General features: G+C 61.7%; 25 protein-coding genes and 5 pseudogenes. 12 read left to right on the top strand and 18 right to left on the bottom strand.

Features of this window, described 5'->3' with window-relative positions:
- The 3 genes from ABD104_RS29490 to tnpA form a co-directional block, all read right to left on the bottom strand.
- The coding region (locus ABD104_RS29490) for an IS66 family transposase (protein ID WP_343928808.1) at window positions 1-625 on the bottom strand (625 nt) is incomplete at its 3' end.
- A gap of 62 nt (window positions 626-687) precedes the next feature.
- Window positions 688-1,023: an IS66 family insertion sequence element accessory protein TnpB gene (gene tnpB / locus ABD104_RS29485; protein ID WP_165963348.1), complete on the bottom strand. Its 336-nt coding sequence runs from the start codon at window positions 1,021-1,023 to the stop codon at window positions 688-690.
- Window positions 1,020-1,358 (bottom strand): IS66-like element accessory protein TnpA, encoded by a 339-nt coding sequence (gene tnpA / locus ABD104_RS29480; protein WP_132980624.1) that lies wholly within the window; start codon window positions 1,356-1,358, stop codon window positions 1,020-1,022. Before tnpA ends, tnpB (ABD104_RS29485) begins: the two co-directional genes overlap by 4 nt.
- Window positions 1,359-1,441: 83 nt before the next feature.
- On the opposite strand from tnpA, the gene ABD104_RS29475 reads away from it, so the two are divergent.
- Window positions 1,442-2,056: a tyrosine-type recombinase/integrase gene (locus ABD104_RS29475; RefSeq protein ID WP_425543369.1), complete on the top strand. Its 615-nt coding sequence runs from the start codon at window positions 1,442-1,444 to the stop codon at window positions 2,054-2,056.
- Complete coding sequence (locus ABD104_RS29470) at window positions 2,053-2,394, top strand: ATP-binding cassette domain-containing protein (protein ID WP_343928807.1); 342 nt, start codon at window positions 2,053-2,055, stop codon at window positions 2,392-2,394. Before ABD104_RS29475 ends, ABD104_RS29470 begins: the two co-directional genes overlap by 4 nt.
- A gap of 79 nt (window positions 2,395-2,473) precedes the next feature.
- Here ABD104_RS29470 and ABD104_RS29465 read toward each other — a convergent pair whose 3' ends face one another.
- From ABD104_RS29465 to tnpB (ABD104_RS29425), 9 genes and pseudogenes are all read right to left on the bottom strand, one after another.
- A complete protein-coding gene (locus tag ABD104_RS29465; protein ID WP_176400660.1) occupies window positions 2,474-3,133 on the bottom strand; it encodes a TetR/AcrR family transcriptional regulator in 660 nt (219 codons plus the stop codon).
- A 119-nt stretch (window positions 3,134-3,252) separates the two neighbouring features.
- Entirely contained in the window at window positions 3,253-3,876 is a 624-nt protein-coding gene (locus ABD104_RS29460; protein WP_140416831.1) for a nuclear transport factor 2 family protein, read from the bottom strand.
- 41 nt (window positions 3,877-3,917) lie between these two features.
- Window positions 3,918-5,381: an NAD-dependent succinate-semialdehyde dehydrogenase gene (locus ABD104_RS29455; protein ID WP_087837509.1), complete on the bottom strand. Its 1,464-nt coding sequence runs from the start codon at window positions 5,379-5,381 to the stop codon at window positions 3,918-3,920.
- Between the two features lie 9 nt (window positions 5,382-5,390).
- Entirely contained in the window at window positions 5,391-6,410 is a 1,020-nt protein-coding gene (locus ABD104_RS29450; RefSeq protein WP_087837510.1) for a dihydrodipicolinate synthase family protein, read from the bottom strand.
- Window positions 6,411-6,431: 21 nt separating this feature from the next.
- Entirely contained in the window at window positions 6,432-7,508 is a 1,077-nt protein-coding gene (locus tag ABD104_RS29445) for an ornithine cyclodeaminase family protein (protein WP_087837511.1), read from the bottom strand.
- A gap of 61 nt (window positions 7,509-7,569) precedes the next feature.
- The gene (locus tag ABD104_RS29440) at window positions 7,570-8,532 is read right to left on the bottom strand and encodes a Bug family tripartite tricarboxylate transporter substrate binding protein (RefSeq protein WP_087838255.1); all 963 of its coding nucleotides are present in this window, start codon (window positions 8,530-8,532) and stop codon (window positions 7,570-7,572) included.
- Window positions 8,533-8,942: 410 nt separating this feature from the next.
- Window positions 8,943-9,452: pseudogene (locus ABD104_RS29435) on the bottom strand (IS110 family RNA-guided transposase); the annotation flags it as partial.
- Between the two features lie 68 nt (window positions 9,453-9,520).
- The gene (gene tnpC, locus ABD104_RS29430; protein WP_425543368.1) at window positions 9,521-11,080 is read right to left on the bottom strand and encodes an IS66 family transposase; all 1,560 of its coding nucleotides are present in this window, start codon (window positions 11,078-11,080) and stop codon (window positions 9,521-9,523) included.
- Window positions 11,081-11,154: 74 nt separating this feature from the next.
- On the bottom strand, window positions 11,155-11,406 hold the full coding sequence (gene tnpB / locus ABD104_RS29425; RefSeq protein WP_254914583.1) for an IS66 family insertion sequence element accessory protein TnpB: 252 nt from the start codon (window positions 11,404-11,406) through the stop codon (window positions 11,155-11,157).
- Between the two features lie 81 nt (window positions 11,407-11,487).
- On the opposite strand from tnpB (ABD104_RS29425), the gene ABD104_RS29420 reads away from it, so the two are divergent.
- Window positions 11,488-12,620 (top strand): IS3 family transposase gene (locus ABD104_RS29420; RefSeq protein ID WP_425543367.1). Its coding sequence is split into 2 segments (ribosomal slippage): window positions 11,488-11,737 and window positions 11,737-12,620, totalling 1,134 coding nucleotides; the frame shifts between segments, so codons are not numbered across the junction.
- On the opposite strand, the gene ABD104_RS29415 is transcribed toward ABD104_RS29420, so the two are convergent.
- Window positions 12,511-13,494 carry an ABC transporter substrate-binding protein gene (locus ABD104_RS29415; protein ID WP_254914581.1) on the bottom strand — a complete coding sequence of 328 codons (984 nt, stop codon included), beginning with the start codon at window positions 13,492-13,494 and terminating at the stop codon, window positions 12,511-12,513. The two genes, ABD104_RS29420 and ABD104_RS29415, sit on opposite strands and share 110 nt — an antisense overlap.
- A 198-nt stretch (window positions 13,495-13,692) precedes the next feature.
- Between ABD104_RS29415 and ABD104_RS29410 the strand changes: the two genes are divergently transcribed.
- The 6 genes and pseudogenes from ABD104_RS29410 to ABD104_RS29390 form a co-directional block, all read left to right on the top strand.
- The gene (locus ABD104_RS29410; RefSeq protein ID WP_087838483.1) at window positions 13,693-14,148 is read left to right on the top strand and encodes a VOC family protein; all 456 of its coding nucleotides are present in this window, start codon (window positions 13,693-13,695) and stop codon (window positions 14,146-14,148) included.
- On the top strand, window positions 14,141-15,358 hold the full coding sequence (locus tag ABD104_RS29405; protein ID WP_087838482.1) for an FAD binding domain-containing protein: 1,218 nt from the start codon (window positions 14,141-14,143) through the stop codon (window positions 15,356-15,358). Before ABD104_RS29410 ends, ABD104_RS29405 begins: the two co-directional genes overlap by 8 nt.
- A 27-nt stretch (window positions 15,359-15,385) precedes the next feature.
- A pseudogene (locus ABD104_RS30385) lies at window positions 15,386-15,973 on the top strand (GMC family oxidoreductase N-terminal domain-containing protein); the annotation flags it as partial.
- 39 nt (window positions 15,974-16,012) lie between these two features.
- Window positions 16,013-16,294: pseudogene (istB, locus tag ABD104_RS30380) on the top strand (IS21-like element ISThsp10 family helper ATPase IstB); the annotation flags it as partial.
- 313 nt (window positions 16,295-16,607) lie between these two features.
- The gene (locus ABD104_RS29395; protein ID WP_087838480.1) at window positions 16,608-17,519 is read left to right on the top strand and encodes a LysR family transcriptional regulator; all 912 of its coding nucleotides are present in this window, start codon (window positions 16,608-16,610) and stop codon (window positions 17,517-17,519) included.
- A gap of 260 nt (window positions 17,520-17,779) precedes the next feature.
- Window positions 17,780-18,295 (top strand): annotated as a pseudogene (locus tag ABD104_RS29390) (IS110 family RNA-guided transposase); the annotation flags it as partial.
- A 42-nt stretch (window positions 18,296-18,337) separates the two neighbouring features.
- Here ABD104_RS29390 and ABD104_RS29385 read toward each other — a convergent pair.
- The 3 genes and pseudogenes from ABD104_RS29385 to ABD104_RS29380 all read right to left on the bottom strand — a co-directional run.
- Window positions 18,338-19,195: pseudogene (locus ABD104_RS29385) on the bottom strand (IS3 family transposase); the annotation flags it as partial.
- Window positions 19,086-19,577, bottom strand: a complete 492-nt coding sequence (locus ABD104_RS30375; protein WP_425543366.1) for a hypothetical protein — start codon at window positions 19,575-19,577, stop codon at window positions 19,086-19,088. The gene ABD104_RS30375 and the pseudogene ABD104_RS29385, both read right to left, overlap by 110 nt.
- Before the next feature lie 253 nt (window positions 19,578-19,830).
- Window positions 19,831-20,487: a hypothetical protein gene (locus ABD104_RS29380; RefSeq protein ID WP_087838478.1), complete on the bottom strand. Its 657-nt coding sequence runs from the start codon at window positions 20,485-20,487 to the stop codon at window positions 19,831-19,833.
- A 143-nt stretch (window positions 20,488-20,630) separates the two neighbouring features.
- On the opposite strand from ABD104_RS29380, the gene ABD104_RS29375 reads away from it, so the two are divergent.
- The 3 genes from ABD104_RS29375 to ABD104_RS29365 all read left to right on the top strand — a co-directional run bounded on the left by ABD104_RS29375 (window position 20,631) and on the right by ABD104_RS29365 (window position 22,546).
- Window positions 20,631-20,870 carry a helix-turn-helix domain-containing protein gene (locus tag ABD104_RS29375; RefSeq protein ID WP_011806687.1) on the top strand — a complete coding sequence of 80 codons (240 nt, stop codon included), beginning with the start codon at window positions 20,631-20,633 and terminating at the stop codon, window positions 20,868-20,870.
- Between the two features lie 144 nt (window positions 20,871-21,014).
- Window positions 21,015-21,326, top strand: a complete 312-nt coding sequence (locus ABD104_RS29370; RefSeq protein ID WP_087838477.1) for a helix-turn-helix domain-containing protein — start codon at window positions 21,015-21,017, stop codon at window positions 21,324-21,326.
- Entirely contained in the window at window positions 21,323-22,546 is a 1,224-nt protein-coding gene (locus ABD104_RS29365) for a type II toxin-antitoxin system HipA family toxin (protein ID WP_087838476.1), read from the top strand. The genes ABD104_RS29370 and ABD104_RS29365 overlap by 4 nt, the downstream gene beginning before the upstream one ends.
- Window positions 22,547-22,729: 183 nt before the next feature.
- On the opposite strand, the gene ABD104_RS30370 is transcribed toward ABD104_RS29365, so the two are convergent.
- Both ABD104_RS30370 and ABD104_RS29355 read right to left on the bottom strand, forming a co-directional pair.
- Window positions 22,730-23,110: an SRPBCC family protein gene (locus tag ABD104_RS30370; RefSeq protein WP_087838475.1), complete on the bottom strand. Its 381-nt coding sequence runs from the start codon at window positions 23,108-23,110 to the stop codon at window positions 22,730-22,732.
- 95 nt (window positions 23,111-23,205) lie between these two features.
- Window positions 23,206-23,437, bottom strand: a 232-nt coding sequence (locus ABD104_RS29355) for a hypothetical protein (protein ID WP_343928806.1), incomplete at its 5' end; no start/stop codon positions are given.

The following is a 23,437-nucleotide window of genomic DNA, read 5'->3' as shown; positions in this document are numbered from 1 at the left end:
CGAACTTCGCCACCAGCACCTGCGCCAAGAGCCCCGCCGTCGGGATGCCCTTGTCGATGACCTGCGCGGGCACGGGCGCCTGCGTGAGCGTCTCGCAGTGCTCGCACACCCACTTGCCGCGGATGTGGCGCTCGACCGTAAAGACGCCCGGCAGGTAATCCAGCTTCTCGCTGACGTCCTCGCCGATGCGCTTCAAACCGCAGCCGCAGCGGCACGTCGTGGACGCCGGTTCGTGGTGGATGTCGGTGCGCGGCAACTCGGCCGGCAGCCGCATGCGACGCGGCGCTTGCGACGGCGCAGGCTTTGTGGCGATCGCTTCGCGCAGCGCGTTCACTTCCGCTTCGATAGCCGCCATGTCGGCATCCATCGTCTCTTCCAGAAGGCTTGCCTGCGCCGGGTTCAGTTGCTCGCTGCGCTTGCCGTAGCGCCAGCGCTTGTACAGCGCCAGCTCCTGCATGAGCTGGTCGATGTGCGTCTGTTTGAAGTGCAGTACGCGATCCCGATCGGCAACCACCGCATCGTGCGCCGCTATCTGGGCGTCACGCGCGGCAACCTCGCCCATCAGGCGTTCTGCCAACGCGCGTAGCTGCTGCGCGTCGAGGTGGTCCAGGGATGCGGTACTCATGGCCACCAGTATGCCGCAGGGCTCCCCGCGGCGGTATTGGCGTCTTGCCGGATTGTCCGGCGCTACAACACCGAGATCGCGCCTGCCGCGCCCACATGCTGCCAGGGCAGGCCCAGCACCAGCGCCTGCCACTGCTCACTGTCGACCGCGATGTGGGGGCCACGCAGCGCATCGGCCCACACGAACTTGCCGCGGTTCAGCCGGCGCGCGGCCAGCCACACGCCGATCCCGTCGTGCACCAGCACCTTCATGCGGTTGGCGCGTCGGTTAGCGAAACAATAGGCGTGGTGCGGGCGTGCAATACCGAACACCGCCACCACCCGCGCCAGCGCTGTCTCGGTGCCGGCACGCATGTCCAGCGGCTCGGTCGCCAGCCAGATCGCATCGATGCGGATCACCGCAGCCACTCCCGCAGCCACGCCACGCAGGCACCGGCTTCGCTCACGGGCCATTGCACCGTCGCTTGCACCGGGCCGCGCGACAGCCGGATTTCAATATGCCGGCCCGGTGCCGGCAGCGGCGGTGCCACCACGGGCACAAACGCGGGCGTAGCGGCCGGCGCGCGGCAGGCAAGTCGGATCCATTTATGCACCAGGTTCGCGTTCACGCCGTGCGACAGCGCGACGCTGGCAATGGATGCCCCCGGCTGATTGCACTGCGCCACGATCTGGGCCTTCAGCGTCTTCGGATAAGACCGGCGCTTACGCAACGGCACTAATTCTGTCTTTGCCATGGTGTCCACCAAAAAATGGTGGACACTAATCGAGGACAACGCCGTGGCTCAAGACGGGATCACCGGGCGCTTACGTTTGGCCGGTGCGCAAGGCGCTACCAGCAAACAAGACCCAGCACAAACCGGCGCTCAGTAAAGAGCAGATTGGCAAACTGCTAAGCGACTTCGCAAACCACCGCTGCAGCTTTCAGGTAAGTCATTGCATGCAACTGATGTGGTGGACCCTGGCGCGACCGACTGAAGTGGCCGAGGCAGCTTGGGATGAGTTTGACCTTGAGAAGGCTGTGTGGCGTATCCCGGCGCAGCGCATGAAAGCGCGCAAGGAGCACGTCGTGCCTCTGCCACGTCAGGCAGTGGACATGCTCAAAGGACTGCATGCCATTACCGGCAACCGCAAGCACCTTTTTCCCGGCCGGGATGATCGCAACGCCCCAATGTCCGCCGCATCGCTTCGCCAGGCACTCAAGGTTTTGGGGTGGAGTGGCGCCTATAGCCCACACGCCACGCGGACCACCGGCAGTACCCGCCTTAACGAGATGGGCTACCGTCCCGATGCCATCGAGGCGCAGCTTGCCCATGCCGACCAGAACAATGTGCGTCGCACCTACAATCACGCCACCTATTTCGATGAGCGTCGCGCCATGATGCAGGAATGGGCGGACAGATTGGACGAATGGAAAGAGCAAGCACAGGCATGACCACAAAGATCATGGCTCCAGATATTCCCAACTCCGATGCCGTCGCCGAACAGCAGATGCTTGCCATCGCCCGAGCCGCGGCATCCAAGCCGAAATTCATCCTCCTGGACGAACCCTCGGAGGGCATCATGCCTTTGCTCGTGGATGAGATGTTCCGCTACTTCCGAACGCTCAAGCAGTCAGGTGTCACCATCTTGCTGATCGAGCAGAACGTCGAGTTGGCGCTTCGTATCGCCGACCGGGCCTACATCCTCGATCAGGGCGAGGTGGTGTACGCGGGAACTGCTGAGGCCATGCTGGCCGATGCCGCCATCCAAGAGCGGTACTGCGCTGTGTAGTGTTGCTGTCGATTCTGCGCACAGTTGGGCGTGCGGCGGGCATCGCCGCGGCCCACAGTTTCTCGTGCGCAGTGTCTTGTCAACCGGGAGGGGGCGTCCTGCGAAACTCCGACATCTCCTGGGGTGCTCCGTGCAGAAACACATTGACCTTGGTGCGGATCAGGGCATCGATGTCCTTCGGAGTCTTTAGTCCATAGATCCATTTGCGAACACCGAGATAGAAGATGCTGGCGTGCAGCGCCCATACCAACTCGATCTCGCTTTCCAGTTCAGCGGCCGTTCGCGGCTCTGGAATGCTGTATTCATGCCGAACTTCGATCAGGACCGGAAGAAAGACGCGTGTACGCAAGCGGCTCAGGTACTTGTTGTTTATGCCTTCCCGAGTCAAGCCTGCGAAGATGAAGATGCGGATCCATTCCTCGCGAAGGATCACCTGTGCGTAGTCGCTGTAGAAGCGATACAGGCGCTCGGCAAGCGTCACGGTGCGGTCGGTCAGATCGGTCTCCCAGCTTGATTGCCAGCTGAAGACTTCCGAATAGACACGATCGATCAGCGCTTCTTTGCTTGGGAAGTACTTGTAGAGAAGGGGTTGGGTTACACCGATCTCGCGTGCAAGCTCACGTGTGCTTCCTGCGAAGCCGTAGCGTGTGAAGTGCTCGATGGCCTTGGCGACAATCTGCTGCTCGCGTTGTTCCGGGGCTAAACGCCGCGTGCCGGGAGCAGCCTGATTCTTTGGCATGGTGGGCTTGGAAGAGGGGGGCATTGGCGCACGACAAAGCTGGGTAAGGCAGGTAGTTTATCGCGCGATTACCTGATTGGCATAGTCCAAGCCGACTCACCGCGGAGCCTTCAGATGCTTCAGCATGAGGGGTCGCAGGAACGTCCGACCCGGGGCGGTTCATAGTGCTTCATCCACGGCCACGGCATGCGAAAGGCCTTGAGCGTGGCCATCAGTGTGCGCCGCCCCTTCGGGCGGCCCATCGGCGTCAGTTCGGCCTCCACGTCCTCGCTGAAAGCCTGCTCAAACAGTGAAAAATCGGCCTGGTCCAGCCCCCATGCGTAGCGAAACCAAGCTTCGGCGATGGCGTCGTTGTCGCTGGTCGGCAGATCGGAAGCCGGGATCTGATGCCACGGTGCGTCGAGTTCGCTGACCACCACGGCAGGTGCATCACCGGGCTGCCATAGCCGATCCATCACCGGCAACTGCCAGCCTGTGAGCAACCCGACATCCCCTTGGACCCAGTTGAGCTGGAAGCGGATGGAGCGGATGCGCAAATGTTCCTCGACAGCAGTGAACGACAGCACCAGCACGCCGCCAAATGCAACAGCCCGGGCGTTGCCCGCGCCGGGATCGAGATGCGCCTCGCCGTGGACGTAGGCGCCGACCACGCTCTGTTTCCCGGCGGCGCGGGGCACCGCATTGCTCGTGTCGATGCGCACCGCTTCGAGGGCGGCGAAGTCGCCGCGCAGCAGGCCCAGCACGGGCCAGTCTTGTCACAGGCATTTGAGAGGGCTCCCTGCGATCATTCCAGACCATCCCAACATACATACTTCATTTCGAGATATTCATCGATGCCATGACGAGAGCCTTCTCGGCCAAGGCCGCTTTGCTTGACGCCTCCGAAAGGCGCCACCTCGTTCGAGATCAACCCGCAGTTCACTCCGACCATCCCACTCTCGAGTGCCTGCGCCACACGCCAGATGCGGGCCGCATCCCGGCTGTAGAGGTAAGCGGCCAATCCGAATTCCGTGTCGTTCGCCATGTCCAGGCCTTCTTGCTCGGAATCGAACCGGAAGAGCGGCGCCACCGGCCCGAAAGTTTCCTCGCGCGCGATGGCCATTTCCGGCGACACGCCTGTCAGCACTGTTGGCTCGAAGTATTGACCACCGAGCCTGTGCCGCTTGCCGCCGCAGGCAACCGAGGCCCCTCGGCTGACGGCATCAGCAATGTGCTCCTCGACTTTGGCGACGGCCTTACTATCGATCAACGGGCCCTGCTGTACGCCTTCTTCCAGCCCATTGCCGACTTTGAGGGTCAGCACGCGCGCTACAAGCTTTGCGGCGAACTCGTCAATCACACCCGCCTGCACTAGAACCCGGTTGGCACTGATGCAAGCCTGACCCGTGTTACGGAATTTGGAGGCCACTACACCGTCTACTGCCGCGTCCAGGTCAGCGTCGTCAAAAATCATGAAAGGCGCATTTCCGCCGAGTTCCATTGAGCACTTCTTGATCGTGCGGGCTGACTGCTCGAGCAGGACCCGCCCAACTTCAGTTGAGCCAGTGAATGTGACCTTGCGCACCAGTACATTGCCGGTCAGTTCGCCGCCTATAGCCCGCGTATCGTTCCCGGTGACAACATTGAAAACGCCGCTTGGCAGACCCGCGCGAGCACCCAAGTCGGCCAGTGCCAGCGCGGTCAGGGGAGTCTGGCTGGCCGGCTTGACAACCATAGTGCACCCCGCAGCGAGCGCGGGTCCCGCCTTGCGAGTGATCATGGCGGCTGGGAAATTCCAGGGAGTAATTGCAGCGCACACTCCGATCGGCTCTTTGAGAACAACAATCTTCTGGCGCGTGCCCGGGGGAGGCACCAATTCGCCATAGACACGCTTAGCCTCCTCTGAGAACCATTCAATGAAGGATGCTGCGTAGTCGACCTCTCCGCGGGCCTCTGCCAACGGCTTGCCTTCTTCCAGAGTGATCAGCTTAGCCAGGTCCTCCCGGTTTTCGACGATGAGCTCGTACCATCGCCGCAAGATTCTTGAACGGTGCTTTGCCGGCGTCCTGCGCCAGGCCCCAAAAGCCTCGTGGGCAAATTCAATTGCTTGCCGTGTCTCGGCCTCGCGCATGCGCGGAAGGTGCACTAGCACTTCGGCCGTCGCAGGGTTCCGAAGGTCATAGAAACCATGTGGGGTTTCTTGGACCCACAAACCGTTCACATAGGCAGCACCATGCAACAACGTCGGGTCTTTGAGCAGATGGTTCATAACGCCACGTCAAGCCGGATTTCGGCCGACCATAAACAGATGGTCCGGATCGTTCGTGACGGGGAGGCCACTGGCTTGCAGTCCCGCCCGGAATCCTTTCATGAAGCGGTCGGGTACCCGCATAGCCGGCGCGCGCAACGGCCCGCCGTTGAAACCCGCAAGCCAGTCCTGGTACTTCCACATCGTGCGGTTGAGCACAGACGAGCCAGCTATGTAGGCTTGGGTACCAACACCGTTCGCGCTACGTGCAGGATTCACTTTCCAGTACAACGCCATGGCTTCTTCAAACTTTCCGGCCTGCGCGAGTGCAAAGGCTTTCGGGTAGTACTCGCTCATCCACTGCGTATTGCTTGTGCCCGAGAACTGGAGTTTCATCAGCCCCATGAGTGGGATTGCATCAGATTCGATCGGGCAGCTGATGACCACGTCGTCCCTGAAGTGGTGGTACATCTCGCAGATGCCGCCGATCAGCGGGTAGCCCTGTTCGGATTTGATCGCGGCAATGTTGGGGCAGTCCTTCAGCAACCGTCGCACCAGTTCAGTCGACATGCCGGCCGGATGCACGCGTTCGAAGCCCCACAAAGGTATGGGAAATAGCATGACCGCGAGGTCTGTAGCGTCGCAAAACGCCTTGGTGTAGTCATAGATCTCCTGTTCGGAGTTTGGCCAGAACTGGCTGGGATAGGACAGCAAAACGATGTCCGCACCAGCTTTTTCGGCAAGCTTTACGGCTTCGATGTTTTCAGCCAGCGTGCCGAACGCGGCGTGAAAGAATAGGCCGAAGTCCTTGCCGACCGTGTCGCGGGCAATGGCGGTGAATTGCGCGTTCTCCTGCGGTGTGATCGCGACTTCGGCACATAGCAACGTGTAGCTGAAACCCAACTTCTTCACCAGTTGCATATCGTGCCGGATGGCTGCCTCGTTTAGACCCTTCAAATCGGAAGTGAAGGTAGGAATAGTGACGGCCGAACAGCCTGTCAGGTATTGACGTGCCCAGGCGCGGGCTTCGTTTTTCTTATAGCGGGTCATGGATGTTTCCTTGTTGAGAATTCAGGCGGTGCTTGCCGCGACGGGTTCTTGTGGTGTCGGAGCCTTCCACTTGGCCACTGGAACTATGCCAACGGGCAAAGTTGTGCCAACAAGCTGTGTGCGCGCGCGTAGCAGAAGCATTTCTGCGATGACAACGTCTTGCAACGCTGAGCCCACCGATTTGAAAAGCAGGATCGAACTGCCGTCGCGCCGGAAGCTACCTTCCTTGCAGACGACCGACGAAAGAGATACCAGCTTGTCCTCGAAAATTACGCCTTCACGCGTGGCCACGAGCATGTCGCCGGTATCGTGAGCAACCTCTTCCGGCATGTCCGCAACGATGAGGTCGGCACGCCGGATCACTTCCGAGTCAACCTCGCGTTGTTCAGGCAGCGTGGAGCCAATCGACACCACGGTCATGCCGGGCCGCAACCATTCGCCGCGCAACACCGGAGATTCGTCATGCGAGCGAGCAGCGCATATCACCACGTCGGCATCTCTCACAGCTCTTTCAGCCGAGGATGCAGCGCTAACCTTGACCGACGGAAGCAGCAGTGCGAACTTCTCGACAAAGCGCGCGCGGCTTGTCAGGCTCGGACTGTAGACAGTGGCCGACTCGATTTGGCGCGTAGCCGCCAGTGCCTCGAGTTGGCCTTGGGCTTCGAATCCGGAACCGATCAACGTCACGCGCAGACCGCGAGTCGGCGCCAACACGTCAATGGCAACGGCCGAGGTAGCCGCGGTACGAATACCCGTGACTTGGTTGCCGTCAATAAGGGCCGCCAGCGCCATGGTGTTCGTGTCGAAGAGCGAGATCAGGTAGCTCGCGTATCCGGCCCGGGGGGATGCGGCGATAAGCTTGCTGCCCATGAAGTCGCCACTTGGCGCCACAGCCGTCAGGCTTCTCAACCACACGCCTTTGCCTCGCGCCATCGTTCGAGGCGGCAGCCTTGCTGGATCATCAGGCTGCGCGTAGGCGGCGCGCAATGCATTGACCGAGGCTTGCCACTCGGTGAGGTGGCTTACGTCTTCGTCTGTGAGGAATAACGTCGGTGATAGCTGCGCTTGCGCAGCACCATTACTGGATGTGCAGGTCATGGACTTCGGCAGGTTAAGGAGAGACAGCAGCCGCGTGCGGCTACGCTTTGCGCGTCATGCGCTATTGCAGTTTGATGCGCGTTTCGGCCGCAATCTTCCTGTATTTCACGAGGTCCGCGCTCACCTGCTTTTTCAGGAATGCTGGGTTGCCACCACCGGGAGTAAGGCCCAGTTCTGCCAGGCGCTGCTTTACGCCAGGGTCGGCCAAGGCCTCGTTCATGGACTGGTTAAGGCGCACAATGACGCGCTCGGGCGTGTCTGTGGGGGCGAAAAGGCCCAACCAAGACTCGAATGTGAAGTCGCCGAGACCCGCTTCCGCCACAGTCGGCACCTGCGGAAACCGCGGGTCTCGCACGGCGCCCGTCACCGCGATGATGCGAACCTTGCCAGCGTCCACTAGTGGTTTTACTGCTCCATCAAAGGCAAGATCCACGCGACCACCCGCCACGTCCTGGACAGCAAGGGAGGTCGACTTGTAGGGCACATGCAGAATGTTGGTGCCAGTCAACTGCTTCAGATGCTCGCCCATGAAATGCGAGCCGCTGCCCATGCCGGCGCTTCCATACGCAAGCTTTCCGGGCGTCTGTTTGGCCAGTGTCAACAGCTCCCCCATCGTTTTCGCGGACAACGCGGGATTCACAACCACGGCCATGCCGTACGTGGCTCCCAACCCAATTGGTGCAAGGTCACGCTCTGCGTCATAGCCTGCCTCGGGGTCGATCACTGGCAGGATGGCGTATGACGAGTTACTCATGTACAGGGTGTAACCATCCTTGGCCGACTTCACCGCAACGCCGGTGCCGAGCTTGGTACCGGCGCCGGGCCGGTTGTCGACCACCACAGGCACATTCAGCGACTGGGACATACGGTCGAGAATGATGCGCGAGCCGATGTCGGTCACACCCCCGGCCGGAAACGGAACGATGACCTTGATAGGTCTATTGGGGTAGTCGGCTTGTGCAAGCGAGGCTCCTGTGACGAATAGAGCGGCGGCGCAGACCAAAAGGCGTCGGTTGAAGGGCATGTCTCTGTCTCCATTGACCGTTGCGGCTTCTCCGCATCGGCGTTGTCGTGGAGCGAACTGTAGCGTGCCTTCGCTCTAGGCGTAAGCCCTGAACACCTCATTTCAGCTATCGAAAAATTGCCATATCTGAGCCCTGAAGCATGCGCTAGGGAAGGTCTTATATGGGCGCCTCCCGGATCGCAAGGACGTTGATGCGTGATGAAGCAGGAGGCTGGGCTGCAGTCTTATATCCGGCCTGTTGTGCAGGCGGCAAGCCTGCTGGCCCTGATGGCATTCGCTGACGAGACTCCCATCTGAACATCGAGCTCGAAGCTCAAGTTCCCTACCGGAGTGTTCCCGTCCCGGTTCGACCTGTTTGGCCCATCACACTGTGGCGTCGCTTGCTCTCCTAAACCGTGCCGATCATCCAGTTATGCGGCCTGCCAGGACGTAGCTCGCCATTCTTGCCCACGGGCGAGTACGGCCCAGATCGTTCGAGCAATCTTGTTGGCTACCGCAGCGACGGCGACGCTGTAGGGCCTTCGCTTGAGCAGCGCAGCTAGCCACGGCCATGTCGTCGCTCGATCCGACCTGACGATCGCCCTGGCTCCGTGCATCAAGAGGGTTCGAAGGTACGCGTCGCCTCGCTTGCTGATCCCGAGCTGGCGCACACGCCCACCCGTGCCGGTTTGCCGCGGCACCAGGCCGATCCAGGCAGCGAACTCCCTACCATCTTTGAAGGCCGTTGGTGAGCCCATGCTGGAGACGACCGCCGTTGCCGTCATCAACCCCACGCCGGGAATCTCGGCCACCGCTTTGCACGCACTGCTTTGGCGAAGCTGCTGTGAGAGGCGACGCTCGATCGCGACGATGTCGGCCTGCAGTTGCCCGATGCGCCGCACTTGTTCATGCAGGCTATCGATCAACATCGAAGGCAAGCGCTGTTGCGCTTGCTCCGTAAGCGCGCGGTGATCCCATGTTGACCGCCACCGGCGGACGTGGCTGAGACTTAGATGGCGCCTGGTTGCCAGCGGTGCGGCAAGAGTTCGTCGATGCGACTGGCTTTGTGCGTGGGCAGCCGCGTGAGCACTTCCTTGAGGTAGGCATACGGGTCGTGCCCGTTCATGCGCGCCGACTGGATCAGGCTCATGACGGCGGCGGCCCGCTGGCCCGCGCGCAAACTACCGGCAAACAGCCAGTTGTTGCGACCGACGGCAATGGGCCGGATCTGGTTCTCGATCCAGTTGTTGTCCACGGGCAGTTGTCCGTCACCCACGAATCGGGTCAGCGCATCCCATCTTCGCAGGCTGTAGTCCAGCGCCTTGGCGGTTGCCGATCCGTCGGGCACCTGTCGCCGTTGCAGTGTCATCCACTCGTGCAGGGCATCCAGGATGGGCCTTGTCTGCTGCTGTCGAACGATTTGCCGTTGTTCGGCGCCCAGATCCCTGACCTCGCGCTCGATGTCATAGACCCGGGCGAACTGTTGCAGGGCGAGCTCGGCGATCTGGCTCTGGTTGGCCGCGTGCAGATCGTAGAACTTGCGCCGGGCATGCGCCAGGCAACCCACCTCGGTCACGCCGCTGGCGATCAGGGCCTTGTAGCCACTGAAGTCGTCGCAGGTCAGACTTCCCTTCCAGGCCTTGTCGGTGCCATGGCCCAGGAAGCGCCGGGCATGCTCGCCCGAGCGAGACTCGCAGAAGTCGTAGACCACGGCCTTGATGTCTTCAAACGCCCCCGGCGCATAGGCCCAGAGGTAGGCGCGGTGCGTCTTGCCATCGCCGGGCTTGAGCATGGCCACCGGAGTCTCATCGGCGTGCAGCACCCGGTGGCTGAGGATCTCGTCCTTCAAGGCATCGACCAGCGGCTGCAACCGCACGCCGCAGGTGCCTACCCATTGCGCCAGGGTCGAGCGCGGGATGGCCAGGCCGGCGCGGCCGAAGATCGCCTCCTGCCGGTACAGCGGCAGGTGATCGGCGTACTTGCCCACCAGCACCTGGGCCAGCAGGCCGGCGGTGGGGATGCCTTTGTCGATGACGTGCGCGTCGACCGGCGCCTGTTGAATGCTCTGGCACTGGGCGCATGCCCACTTGCCGCGGATGTGGCGTTCGACGCTGAACACGCCAGGCACGTAGTCCAGCTTCTCAGCCACGTCCTCCCCGATGCGTTTCATCTGGCAGCCACACGAGCAGGTGGTGGACGCGGGCTCGTGGCGGATCTCGCGACGTGGCAGGTGGGCGGGCAGTGGCAAGCGCTTGGCTTGTTTCTTCTCGGGGGTAGTCGGCGTTTGCGCCTGCGACAGCCCGTCGATCTCGCTGGCCACGGCCGCCAGGTCCGCTTCGATCTCGTCGTCGAGCAGGCTCTTCTGCTCAGGGCTGAAGCGCTCTGACTGGGCGGCGAACTTCATGCGCTTCAAGAGCGCGTTCTCGTGCGTGAGCTTGTCGATGAGGGTCTGCTTGAAGGCCAGTTCCTGGTCCTTGGCAGCAGCGGCTTGCAGCATGGACAGCAGCGCCGAGCGCAGTTGCTCGGGACTCAGACTATCCAGGGATTGGGGCTCGACCACCATGGGCATGACTGTGCCAGCGCGGGCAACGCCACGCCATTGGCACATGCACCGATTGGCAGACAGCAGGCAAACAATCAGATTCAGAGCACGGTGATGACGCCACCGTCGCCCAGGCGCTGCCAAGGCAGGCCCAGCACCAGAGCGTCGAACTGCGAGCGGCTGAGATTGGCGGTCAATGCCCCCTCACGCGGCCAGACGAATTTGCCGCTGTTCAGGCGCCGCGCCGCCAGCCACACACCAATACCATCGTGCACCAGAACCTTCATGCGGTTGGCTCTCCGGTTGGCAAACAGGTAGGCGTGATGCGGGCGTGCAGCACCGAAGACCGCCACCACGCGGGCCAGGTGGCCTGCCCCCCACCAGCCGTACCACGGTAAACGAGAGAAGTCCGTCAACCCAGGAGAATGACGGACATGAAGAAGAGCAGGTTCAGCGACGAACAAATCATTGGCTTCTTGCGACAGGCCGAGGCCGGCATGGGCATCCCCGAGTTGTGCCGCAGCGGCGGCTTCAGCCAGGCCACGTTTTACAAATGGCGTGCGAAGTTCGGCGGCATGCAGGTCTCTGAGGCCCAGCGCCTGCGCGAGCTCGAGAGCGAGAACGCCAAGCTCAAGAAACTGCTGGCCGAAGCCCATCTGGACATCCACGCCCTCAAGAGCGTCTTCGGGGTAAAGCGCTAGCCCCACAGGCGCGGCGCGATGCCATCCGACAGATGATTGAGCAGCATCACCTCTCGGAGCGGCACGCCTGCCGCCTTGTGGGGCTATCCCGAGACAGCTACCGCCACCCGCCGCAGCCCAGCGAGCTCAACGCCACCCTGGGTGAACAGATTCGGCAAACGGCCTTGGTGCGCCGCCGATTCGGTTACCGGCGCATCCACGACATGCTGCGCCAGCAGTTTCCGGGGGTGAACCACAAGCGCATCTACCGGCTGTACCGGCAGGCCAACCTGACGGTGAAGAAGCGCCGCAAAGTCAAACGCCCAACGCAGGAGCGCGTGCCGCTGCAACTGGCCAGGAACATCAACGAGGTGCTGAGCATGGATTTCGTATCGGACAGCCTGTCCAGCGGACGGCGAATCAAGTGTCTGACGGTGGTGGATGACTTCAGCAAGGAGTCCGTGGACATCACGGTGGACTACGGCATCTCGGGCCAGTACGTCACGCGCGTGCTCGACCAAGTGGCCAGGTTCCGCGGCTACCCGGCAGCAGTGCGAACGGACAATGGCCCGGAGTTCACCAGTCGGGCGTTCCTGGCTTGGACGCACAAGAACGGGATTCGGCACATCCTGATTGAGCCGGGCAAGCCTATGCAGAACGGCTACATCGAGAGCTTCAACGGCAAGTTCAGAGATGAATGCCTCAACGAGCAGTGGTTTGAATCGTTGTCACAGGCCCGGGAGTGCATTGCACATTGGCGGCGGGATTACAACGAGGTCAGGCCGCACAGCAGTCTGGGACGCATCCCGCCGGCACGATTTGCCCAGCAGCACCGCCAGCGCGCTGGCGGTGCTGCTGGCAGTGAGCAAAAACAAAACTTCGATTAACCTTCAACCCCGGACTTCTCCAATCCGTTGGTACGGTCAATGGGGGCAGGTCAATGACGCCCTCATACGTGCTCGCGCCGCCGGACACCCGGGCCGTGTACGTCATGATCGGCGTGACGAACTGCATCTGCTTCTTCATGCCAAAGTCGCCGGCCTGTTTGATGGATATGCGGTTGTCGGCCCCGAAGTTGTTGAAAACCAGGACATCAGGGTTCATCGCCCGAATCCTCGGAAGGAAGGCAGAGTAGTCGCTGGCGCCAAGTGGGTGCTTGACCTCGCCAACCACCACGGCGCCGAGTTGCTTGGCGACGGCCGTGAACCCACGGGTCATCTCATGGCCATAGGCGTAGTCGGCTGTCAGAAACGCCACCTTGGTGCCGCTCTTGAAGGCATACCTTCCCACGGCCTGGGTCGTCATGTGGGGATTGAGCGCTTCATGGAAGGTGTACGGGCTTGCATCGGTCGCTTCATTGATCGCGTCCGATTGGCTGATGGAGATGTACAGCGTCTTGCGTTGCTTCGTCACGTTGTTGATGGACAGTTGCGTCGCTGCGGACAAGCCGCCGACGATGAAGTTCGCACCGTCCTTCTCGATGAGTTCAAGGGCTCGCGTGGCCGCCTCGCCGGGGTTGAGCCTGTCGTCACGCACCAGCAACTCAGCCTTGCGACCCGCCAGGCCTCCAGCGCCGTTGAACTCCTTGACCGCCAATTCGGCATTGCGAACCTGGTCCTGGGCCTCCGCGCCATAGGGTCCGGTCAACGGAACCGGCAACCCGATCTTGATGGACTGCGCCTGAGAGATCCCCGCCGCACCCAGCAGAGCGACTGCAGGGAGTAGCCGGAAGAGGCGAGGCAAGAAAGTGCGTGACAACATGATGGTCTCCAATGGTCGGGAGCGGGAGTGCTCCGGTTGCTGTTTATCGAATGATAACTTTGACTTCGAGCAACTTAGTTGTCAATCGATCAATAGATTGGGTAAACCCTGATCAAAAATCATTGACACCGATGCTTGCCCGTTGCGTCAGCACGGCTTACTATTTATCTTTCGATAACCTAATGTCTGGGGGCTCAGATGCCCATTAGCAAGCTGGCTCACTTCTCGGTACGTACCACGTCGCTCGATGCATCCCGACGGTTCTACACAGAGATCCTGGGGTTCAAGGAAGGCTATCGCCCCGCCTTCAAATTCCCCGGCATCTGGCTCTATCGCGGCGGAGACGAGGCCGACTTCGGCGTCGTCCACATCATCGGGATCGACAAGAACGATCCGAAGGGGCTGCAGGAGTATCTCGGCGACAAGGACGAGTCCAGCCTGCACGGCAGCGCCGCAGTCGACCACCTCGCGTTTCTGGCCACCGACCTCAAGGACATGCGCCAACGCCTGCACGCCGCGCAACTGGAGTTCCGCGAGCGCACGGTGCCCGACCTGGGCCTGCACCAGGTATTCGTTGAGGATCCTTCCGGGGTCACCATCGAGCTGAACTTCCCTGCGGCCGAGGCGCTGGCACTGGAGAATCGCAATGTCTGAATCCCGCAAGGCTGTTGTCGTCGGAGGCTCGCTGGGGGGACTGTTCGCTGCCAATCTACTGCTTCGTGCAGGATGGGACGTGAATGTCTATGAGCGCGTGGCCGAAGAACTGGAAGGCCGCGGCGCTGGCATCGTCACGCATCCCGAGTTGATGGAAGCCCTGGTCGCCGTCGGCATCCCCCCCGATGAAGCCATCGGCGTGGCGGTCGAGGAACGCGTGACCCTGGCGCAGGACGGATCCGTCCTGGCCCGGCGTCCCATGCCCCAGGTGCTCACGGCTTGGGGAAGTCTCTACGGCATCCTCAAGAAAGCGTTACCCAAAGAGCGCTACCACAACGGGTATGCACTGGAGTCGATCACACAGGACGACAACGAAGTCCAGCTCGCCTTCTCCAATGGCCACCGCGATCAAGCCGAGCTCGTCGTCGCAGCCGATGGGCTGCGCTCCACGACGCGGCAGGCGCTCGTGCCGGAAGCCAAACCCGTGTATGCAGGCTATGTCGCGTGGCGAGGCCTGGTCGAGGAATCCGTCCTCAGCGAGCGCGCCCTGACGGAACTCTTTCCCTACTTCGCCTTTGGCATTCCGCCGCAGGAACAGATGATTGCCTATCCCGTCGCCGGACTGGAGAACGGCATGTCGCCAGGCAAGCGCCGATTCAACTTCGTGTGGTACCGGCCCGCCGACGAAGCCACCACGTTCAAGGACATGGTCACCGATGCCAGCGGCCGCGTCTGGATGGACGGCATCCCCCCGCCGCTGATCCGCCCCGAGATCGTGGCCCAGGCACGCCAGGCCGCCCACGACGTGCTGGCACCGCAGTTTGCGGAGGTGGTCGAGAAGACGGAGAACCTGTTCTTCCAGCCGATCTTCGATCTCGAAAGCCCCCGCGCGGCCATCGGTCGGGTCGCCCTGCTGGGGGACGCCGCGTTCGTGGCCCGTCCTCACTGTGGTATGGGCGTGACCAAGGCCGCGGGAGACGCCATGGCCCTCGTCCAGGCCCTCCAGGCGCATGCCAGCGTCCAGGAGGCGCTTGCCGACTACGGACGGCAGCGTGTGGCCTTCGGCACTTTCATCGTCGGGCATGCCCGAGCCCTCGGCGCGTACATGCAGGCGCAACTGCGCACACCCCAGGAGCGGGAGATGGCGGAACGCTATCGGACGCCGGAAGCGATCATGCGGGAAACCGCGGTTGCCCCGTCCAATCACTAAAGGGCAGTGCAGCCATTGGCCGAGAACATGACGGATCCCACGACCGACGCAACCTATGACCACATCATCGTCGGCGCCGGCTCCGCCGGGTGTGTGCTGGCGAGCAGGCTGAGCGAAGACCCTTCGCGACAGGTCCTGTTGCTGGAGGCTGGGGCCGATGTGCCCAGCTTGCATCCGCCCGCCGACATCCAGACCGTCAGCAGCGACGCCTCCTTCGTGGGGTCCTATCGCTGGCCCCTGAAGGGGCGTTATCTCGACGCCGAGAACGCCCCCGATGCGGGCGCTCCCCAGGCGCGCCTGCTCGGCGGGGGGTCCAACATCATGGGCATGGTAGCGCTGCGCGGGCTGCCAGACGATTACGACCGATGGGAATCAATGGGCGCCACGGGCTGGTCCTGGACGTCGGTTCTTCCTTTCTTCCGCAAACTCGAGAGTGATGCCGACTTCAGCGGCGAACTGCATGGCGCGACCGGCCCGACGAAGATTCGGCGCACCCCCGTCGCCGACTGGCCACCGCTGAGTCGCGCGGCGCTGGCGCACGCGCGGGAACTGGGCCTGCCGCTGCGCGGCGACATGAACGGCGAATTCGCCGACGGGATTTTCCCCCTGCCTGCTTCCGCAAGCACCGAGGGACGGCAATCCAGTTCGATCTGCTACCTGCCATTCAGTGCCTCAGGAGGCGCCTTGCTGTTCCACCTGCTGTCAAAGCTGTACGAGCGCACCAGCGTTGTGATCACCACCAACCTGAGCTTCAGCGAATGGGCCAGTGTGTTCGGGGATGCCAAGATGACCACTGCGCTGCTGGACCGGCTCACGCATCACTGCCATATTCTGGAAACTGGCAACGACAGCTTCCGCTTCAAGAACAGTTCCGCCCAGCAACCACCACAGACCACCAAGAAGGAGAAGACCGCCAAGAACTTATCCACAACGTGAGCAGTAAGTTCACGAACCAGGGTGGGTCAGATCGAGATGGAACTGGTGGGTTACGGTTGCATGGAAATCAACAGGATAGCGTCCTGTAGATCAGCAACGCCGGTCTTGCCCGAGTGAGCCCAGGATTTTCAACACTCGCCTTGTTGAAAAGTCCTCCTGCAACTGGGTGGCCTTCGAGCGGTCAATCTCGCAAGTCGCTCGAGTGGTGCGAACCTAGTATCCCAAGCGCGTCATGGGAGTTCAGCCCTGCCGAAACGAGCGAGTAGACTGAGTTGGCAATAGTCGCGGCCATCGGCCGCAGTAGGTACCTGCAATGACGTCCATCATCGATCCCAAGTGGGAGCTATTCCTCAAGGTCGCACAACTGGGTAGCCTCACGCGCGCCGCGGCGAGTCTAGACTGTTTGCAGTCCGTTCTGAGTCGGCAGATTGCGCTGCTTGAAGCTCAATGTGGCAACCGGTTGTTTCACAGAACGGGACGTGGTGTCGTTTTGACCGATTTTGGCGAACTTGTGCTGGCTCGGATCAGACCTCTCATGGTGCAAGCGGAGCAATTCGAGGAAGACATTCGCTCGGTAGCGGGAGAGCCGATGGGAGAAGTTCGTGTCGGCCTCCTTCCTTCGACTGTACGCAGCGTATCAGGCCCCCTATTCCAGGCCGTAAGAGATGCTCATCCGCGCGTCAAGCTTCACTTTACCGATGGGGCGAGTGCTCATCTCGAAGAGTGGTTGAAGCAAGGGCGGCTAGACCTGTCACTGTTGCTGCGCGAGGATAATGAGGATAGGCCTGACGAGCCATGCCTATCTGAAGTTTCACTGCACCTCATTGGCCCGCCTGGTGACCATATAACTGACCGAAAACACGTGCGGTTCGCCAGCTTGCAGGGCTTATCTCTGATATTGCCAGCAGCACCCCACCTACTGCGCGCCCGGCTCGACTTGCTAGCACGTGAGCACGCGGTACAACTGAGCATTGCGATGGAAGCTGACTCCGTGCTTCTTCAGCAAGAACTCGTGGCCGCCGGCGCCGGCTACGCAATCGTCGCATCCACCACCGCACAAGCTGACGTTGCAGCGGGACGACTCAGTTCCTGCCCCATTGTTCAGCCCCGCTTAATGCGGCGCATCGTGCTCAGCAGCACGCCGTTGCGGCCCAGCACCCTCGCCACGCGTGAAGTGGCACGAATGCTCTTTGGGATGCGCAAACTAATCGCTTCTGCCCAGTGATGTCTTCACCTTAGGGAAGGTCTTATATGGGCGCCTCCCGGATCGCAAGGACGTTGATGCGTGATGAAGCAGGAGGCTGGGCTGCAGTCTTATATCCGGCCTGTTGTGCAGGCGGCAAGCCTGCTGGCCCTGATGGCATTCGCTGACGAGGCTCCCATCTGAACATCGAGCTCGAAGCTCAAGTTCCCTACCGGAGTGTTCCCGTCCCGGTTCGACCTGTTTGGCCCATCACACTGTGGCGTCGCTTGCTCTCCTAAACCGTGCCGATCATCCAGCTGCACTGGGTCGAGCCGGACACCGGCAGCATCGAGCGGCTGAAGCTCAAGCGTTCGGAAATGCTCGAATGGTTCGCCGCCAGGCAGCCGGCGGTGGTGGCGATGGAAGCTTGCGGCGGCGCGCACGAATGGGGACGCGAGTTGGTGAGACTCGGGCACGAGGTGCGACTGCTGCCACCGAAGATGGTGCGGCCGTTCGTGCAGCGGAACAAGACGGATGCCGCCGACGCGCAGGCGATCTGGACGGCCGCTCGCCAACCTGGCGTTCGCTTCGTCGCGGTCAAGACGGAGGCGCAGCAGGTAGTGCTTGCGCTGCACCGAGTGCGCGCGCAGTTGATGAAGACGCGCATCATGCAGACCAACGAGCTGCGCGGGCTCCTCTACGAGTTCGGCATCGTGCTGGCCGAAGGACATCAAGCGTTGATGAAGGAGCTGCCGGCGGCCCTGGAGCAAGCGCAACAGCGCTTGCCTTCGATGTTGATCGATAGCCTGCATGAACAAGTGTGACCTTGCCCCTGAAAACCGGAGTGCATAGCCCGATCATCAAGCGGCAGATCTACGCTGCGCCGCCAACCAGCGTTGTTCGAACTGCATCGGACTGAGGTAGCCCAGAGCCGAATGTAGTCGCGAGTGGTTGTAGAAGGCGATCCAGTCCATGACCGCTTGCCGTGCCTGCTGGCGTGTGGCAAACCGTTGGCCATGGACGCAGGCCGTCTTCAACCGCCCCCACAAGCTCTCCGTAGGGGCGTTGTCCCAGCAATTGCCCTTGCGCGACATCGAACTGCGGATGCCCCAGGCGGTCAGTGTGTCCTGAAAGTCCTGGCTGCAATACTGGCTGCCCCTGTCGCTGTGAAAGATCAAGCCCGGGGCCGGTTTGCGTCGAAAGCAGGCCATCAGCAGCGCGTCCTTGACCAGCGCAGTCTGCATGTGCGCCTGCAGGCTCCAGCCCACCACCTGGCGGCTGTGCAGATCCAGCACGGCGGCCAGATACAGCCAACCCTCGTCAGTGGCAATGTACGTGATGTCGCCGCTCCACAGCGCATTGGGCGCAGCCGGCGTGAAGCGGCGCTGCACCAGATCCGGGGCCACCGGCAGGCGATGCGCGCTGTCGGTGGTTACCACGAACTTGCGCTTGCCCTTGGCCCTGATGCCGTGGCGCTGCATCAACCGGCGCACCCGCTCCTTGCCCACACGCAGGCCGCGGGCTCGCAGTTCGCGGTGCATGCGGGGCCAGCCGTACTCGCCGCGCAACTGCCTGTGGATGGCTCGGATGTGGACCAACAAGGCCTCATCACTGTGCAGCCCACGGCCTCCCCCTGCACCGCTGCGTGTCGATGCATCCCAGTGGAAGTACCCGCTGGCGCTGACCTGCAGAACCTCGCACATCAGCACGATCGGCCAGCATCCCTTCATCGACCGTGAAGTTGGGGTCATAGCCGACCAGCGTCAACAGTGAACCGACATAGTAAAGGCCGAACTGGTTCATCAACCAGCGCTCCATCGCCGGGTCGCTTGGCAGCTTACTGTACGGTGGGATTGGGCCGTCGGTGCGAACCTGGCCGCTGGTTTTGCCGGAGATGGAAAAGCTCTTCCAGGTCAGCACGAAATTATTCGACTGTTTCGGCAGCTCCGGCGCGCAAAGCGACAGATTGCTGAAGCGCTCGGAGCGCTTGGCGTCGTGCCAGAGCACGGCGTCAAAGCGAATGCAATCACTGGCTTTGAGCGTGAGGCTACGGGTCAGCGTCATCTGATCCGCCGGAATTTGCAGATTGCTGATCACCACCTTGGGCCACTCCGGGGCGCGACCGTGGTAGACAGATTCTGGCGCAAGGCGTTATGCAGTGGAGTGCCCAGCAAGCTGTTGCGGTTTGCCGCGCTTGCGGGCGTAGCCGCTTGCGACAGACTGGTTCCAATGGAGTGTCCTATTCCGTTCAGGGAGTCCAGCGCCCCCTGCATGTCGGTTGTAGCACAACCTGTCAATACAAAAGGCAGAAGCAGCAAGCTCCGGTAGTGTTTCATCGCAGTTCCTCGCGAGGTCATCCGTTGAAGAGGGCATTGAGCCGGGCACACCAGGTTTCCGCCGCCCGACGGCTCATGGGAAAACTGAGTACTGGTCGTTGCGGATCGGCGGTTTGCAGCTCGATGGCGAAGTCTTTCGCGCGTACCGTGCGCTCGAAGGTCGGCACGCTCATGCCGCTGGCGTTGACCTGACGGCTACCGCCGTTCATCTCCATGCTCTCGACCTCGCGCCAGGTCATCCGCCAACCAAGCAGCCAGGAGAAGTCGTGGATGCGCCAGGCTTCATCCACGACTGAACAGACAGCCAGTTTGCGATGCTGCCGGTCAAACACCAGAAAGGCCGGCGCGGGGTAGCCCAAGAGATGTCCAGCATCGAATGACAGCCCCTGCTGAGCGTTGAGCTTGGCTACAAGTGCCTGACAGCGGGCCTGCAAGCGCGCCAGAAAGCGGAAGGACAACGTGAAGATCGCCAGCGAAATCAGCAGATAGAGCATCAGCTCACTGGTCAGCAGCCCCCACAGCGATGTCTGTGACAGGCGCGCAGGCCCCACGCCGAACATCGCCAGTACAAGAATCAGAGTAAGACCAGCGGCAGCGAGACCTGAAAGCCCAGCCACTGGAACAGCAAGCCCCGCAGCCGCTCCCATCCCAGCAGTCTTCCAGACGCTTGCCATACGTCATGATCTCCATTTTGTTACTCATAGAGGTCATTCTATGGCGCTTGAGTTAAATTGTCACTTATAGTACGGGCACTTATCGGGCGTAGCCCTATAGAGGGGGGACTCATAGAGTCATTTCTCTTTAAGAAGAGAGAAATATGGCCCTTGATCCCCGACTACGCTTCGGCCTGAAGCTGATAGAAATCAGAAAGACCAGAGGGTGGTCGCAAGAACGCCTGGCACTGGAAAGTGGCTTGGCGCGCAGCTACCTAGGGGGTGTTGAGCGTGGGCAACGCAACATCGCCTTACTCAACATCTTCAAGCTGGCCGAGGCACTGGGGGTGGAGCCTTCAGTACTGCTGGAGGCACCGGCTGCTGGACAGGAGCCAGCTCCGTAACATCGTAACGCTACGTTATCGTAGCGTTACGATGGTCACCGCATGATCGCTCGCGGCAGCTATCGCAGCCATCTGCTTTCAAGAATAAGTAAAGTCCACTAAAATGGCACTTACGCAATCTTTTTCGCGATAAGGGTCATAAAAGTGACTTTTCATCTCTCGACTCCCGCTGAGATCCTGCACGCGCTGGGTGCTCGTCTGCGGGAGCAGCGGCTTGCCCAATCGCTTACGCAGCGTGAACTGGCGCAGATGGCCGGGTTGTCGCTGGGGGCGTTGCGCAAACTCGAAAGCGACGGCCAGTGCTCGCTGGAAACGCTGGTCCGCGTTGCGCAGGCACTTGGCTTGCTGGAGGCGCTGGACGATCTCTTCGTGCTCAAACGGCAATCCATCGCCCAGATGGAGCAGGTGGACCTTGTCAGCCGCCGCCAGCGTGCGCCGCGTAAGAGAACATCATGAAGCTGCTTACCGTGCATTATTGCGGCTGGGGAGAAGACTGGCCGTTGGGACGCTTAGCCGATGACGGTCAATCCCTGCTCTTCGAATATTCTCCCGAAGCTCTGTCTCAGGGCTTGGAACTGTCGCCCTTGCACCTCAAGCTGCGTGCGGATGCCTACGGTAGTTTTCCGACCCATTTGCATCGCCTTCCGGGCCTGATCGCCGACAGTCTGCCGGACGGCTGGGGTTTGCTGCTGATGGATCGCTTGTTCCGTCAACACGGCTTGCGCCATCCCGGGCCGCTGGACCGCCTGGCCTTCATTGGTGAGCGCGCGATGGGCGCGTTGCGCTTCGTTCCGGCAAGCGACGCCGGCGCCCACGAGCCCGACTGGTCCTTGCTGGCGCTGGCCGAGCAAAGCCGTCTCGCGCTCGCGGGCGAGGCGGGGGCAGCCCTGCGCGAGCTAGCGCTCATCGGCGGCTCACCGCAAGGGGCCAGGCCCAAGGCCTTGGTGCAGTACGACGCAACGACCGGGCAAGTCAGCACCCGTCCGGATGCGTCCGGCAGTCCCTGGCTGGTCAAATTCCCGGCGCAGAACGAACACAAGGAGGTTTGCGTCATCGAGCAGCTCTATGCCGAACTGGCTCGGGATTGCGGACTGGATGTGCCCGAAAGTCGCTGGTTCGACCTTGGCCCCGAACTGGCCGCCTTCGGCGTCGCGCGCTTCGACCGGGAGGGAGGGCAACGCGTCCCGGTGCACAGTCTGGCGGGATTGTTGCAAGTGGATTTTCGCCTGCCCGGTGCCACCGACTACACCGCCTTCCTGCGGGCTACCCGTTTCCTGACGCGCGACGAGCGCGAAGTGGAGAAAGCCTACGCACGAGTCGTCTTCAATGTGCTTTTCCACAACCGTGACGACCATCCCAAGAATTTCGCGTGGCGTCTCGGGCCTGACCGGCGCTGGCGTCTGGCACCGGCATTCGACCTGACCTTCAGTGAAGGCCCGATGGGCCAGCATCACCTGGACGTTTGCGGCGAAGGTGCTGCCATCGAACGCCGGCATTTATTGCGTCTGGCGGAGGAAGGTGGCATCCCAAGGAAGCGGGTGGAAGAGGTCATCGACCGGATGCTGCCGCAGGCAAGCTCATTGGGTGAGCGATTTGAGCGTGTTCCGATCAGGCAGATGTTGGCGCAGCAGATAAAATCCACCATTGATACCTGTCGCAGGCGTCTGGAAAGTTGAATCCGAGCCGGCGCAACGGCGCCAGATCAGGGTTGAACGTACTCAATGCTGAGTTTTTTGAGTACAAACATGAGTATATTTTTTAATGGAGCAGCATGGTGAACTGTTCATTCAATGACTTGCAGTCACAATCGCTGTTTAACGTCTGAGCGTACGGCAGGATCCCGGCACGGTCATCCGCAGCTACGACCGCCAGAATTTCCAGGCCGGCGAGGCCGTGGGCGGTTGACCGGATTGCTCGGCGTCTTCCTCGACCGCTTCGGTGGGCGCTTCTTGCGAGGCCGGTTCGAGAGCGGTCTTGAAGCGCGAGAAGAACTCGTCGGCCAGTTTCCTGGCCACGCCGTCGATCAGGCGAGCGCCCACCTGGGCGATTTTTCCGCCGACCTGCGCCTGTGCGGTATAGCTGAGTTGCGTCGCGCCCTCGGGCGGTCCGGAAAGGACTACCGAGGCCTGTCCCTTGCCGAAGCCTGCAACGCCGCCGGAGCCGTCGAAGGTAAAGGTGTAGGACGTCAGCGGGACGACATCCGACAGCGGTTTCAACAGCAAGGTGTACGCGGTCGGCATTCTTCACCGCTTCTGAGGCAGGGGCGCGGGATGCAGCCGGGGCTGGGCAGCAGCCGGTTCCCTCTCCCGCCGCGCCCGGATTCGCGCGCCCGGATTCACGCGCCGTGGGTGGTGCACGCATCGGCTCGGACCCCTTTGCCTGACGTGGCGGGACTGAGCAGCAGCCAGGCAGCCAGCGCCGCGGCGACGGTAAGCGCCGCCAGCGCCAGCAGCAACGCCGCCGCTGCCGCGGTAATGCCCCCATTCTTACTGGGTCGCAGAAGTAGAAACTGATGCGGCCATGGCCAGCCGCTGCTTTGGTGTGAACCCGCCCAATGCCATATTCGG

The organism is Pigmentiphaga daeguensis, assembly GCF_039523035.1.
Lineage (GTDB): Bacteria > Pseudomonadota > Gammaproteobacteria > Burkholderiales > Burkholderiaceae_B > Pigmentiphaga > Pigmentiphaga daeguensis.
Note: the sequence above shows the minus strand (reverse complement) of the source record. Positions and strands in the feature narration are given on the sequence as shown.

Coding starts and splice junctions, on each gene's coding strand:
- ABD104_RS29465 (WP_176400660.1), bottom strand. CDS start 3,133: ATGCCAAAGAATCAGGCTGCTCCCGGCACGCGGCGTTTAGCCCCGGAA.
- ABD104_RS29380 (WP_087838478.1), bottom strand. CDS start 20,487: ATGGCAAGCGTCTGGAAGACTGCTGGGATGGGAGCGGCTGCGGGGCTT.
- ABD104_RS29470 (WP_343928807.1), top strand. CDS start 2,053: ATGACCACAAAGATCATGGCTCCAGATATTCCCAACTCCGATGCCGTC.
- ABD104_RS29405 (WP_087838482.1), top strand. CDS start 14,141: ATGTCTGAATCCCGCAAGGCTGTTGTCGTCGGAGGCTCGCTGGGGGGA.
- ABD104_RS29410 (WP_087838483.1), top strand. CDS start 13,693: ATGCCCATTAGCAAGCTGGCTCACTTCTCGGTACGTACCACGTCGCTC.
- ABD104_RS29440 (WP_087838255.1), bottom strand. CDS start 8,532: ATGCCCTTCAACCGACGCCTTTTGGTCTGCGCCGCCGCTCTATTCGTC.
- tnpC (WP_425543368.1), bottom strand. CDS start 11,080: ATGCCCATGGTGGTCGAGCCCCAATCCCTGGATAGTCTGAGTCCCGAG.
- ABD104_RS29450 (WP_087837510.1), bottom strand. CDS start 6,410: ATGACCCGCTATAAGAAAAACGAAGCCCGCGCCTGGGCACGTCAATAC.
- ABD104_RS29455 (WP_087837509.1), bottom strand. CDS start 5,381: ATGAACCATCTGCTCAAAGACCCGACGTTGTTGCATGGTGCTGCCTAT.
- ABD104_RS30370 (WP_087838475.1), bottom strand. CDS start 23,110: ATGCCGACCGCGTACACCTTGCTGTTGAAACCGCTGTCGGATGTCGTC.
- ABD104_RS29375 (WP_011806687.1), top strand. CDS start 20,631: ATGGCCCTTGATCCCCGACTACGCTTCGGCCTGAAGCTGATAGAAATC.
- ABD104_RS29395 (WP_087838480.1), top strand. CDS start 16,608: ATGACGTCCATCATCGATCCCAAGTGGGAGCTATTCCTCAAGGTCGCA.
- ABD104_RS29365 (WP_087838476.1), top strand. CDS start 21,323: ATGAAGCTGCTTACCGTGCATTATTGCGGCTGGGGAGAAGACTGGCCG.
- ABD104_RS29415 (WP_254914581.1), bottom strand. CDS start 13,494: ATGTTGTCACGCACTTTCTTGCCTCGCCTCTTCCGGCTACTCCCTGCA.
- ABD104_RS29445 (WP_087837511.1), bottom strand. CDS start 7,508: ATGACCTGCACATCCAGTAATGGTGCTGCGCAAGCGCAGCTATCACCG.
- tnpA (WP_132980624.1), bottom strand. CDS start 1,358: ATGGCAAAGACAGAATTAGTGCCGTTGCGTAAGCGCCGGTCTTATCCG.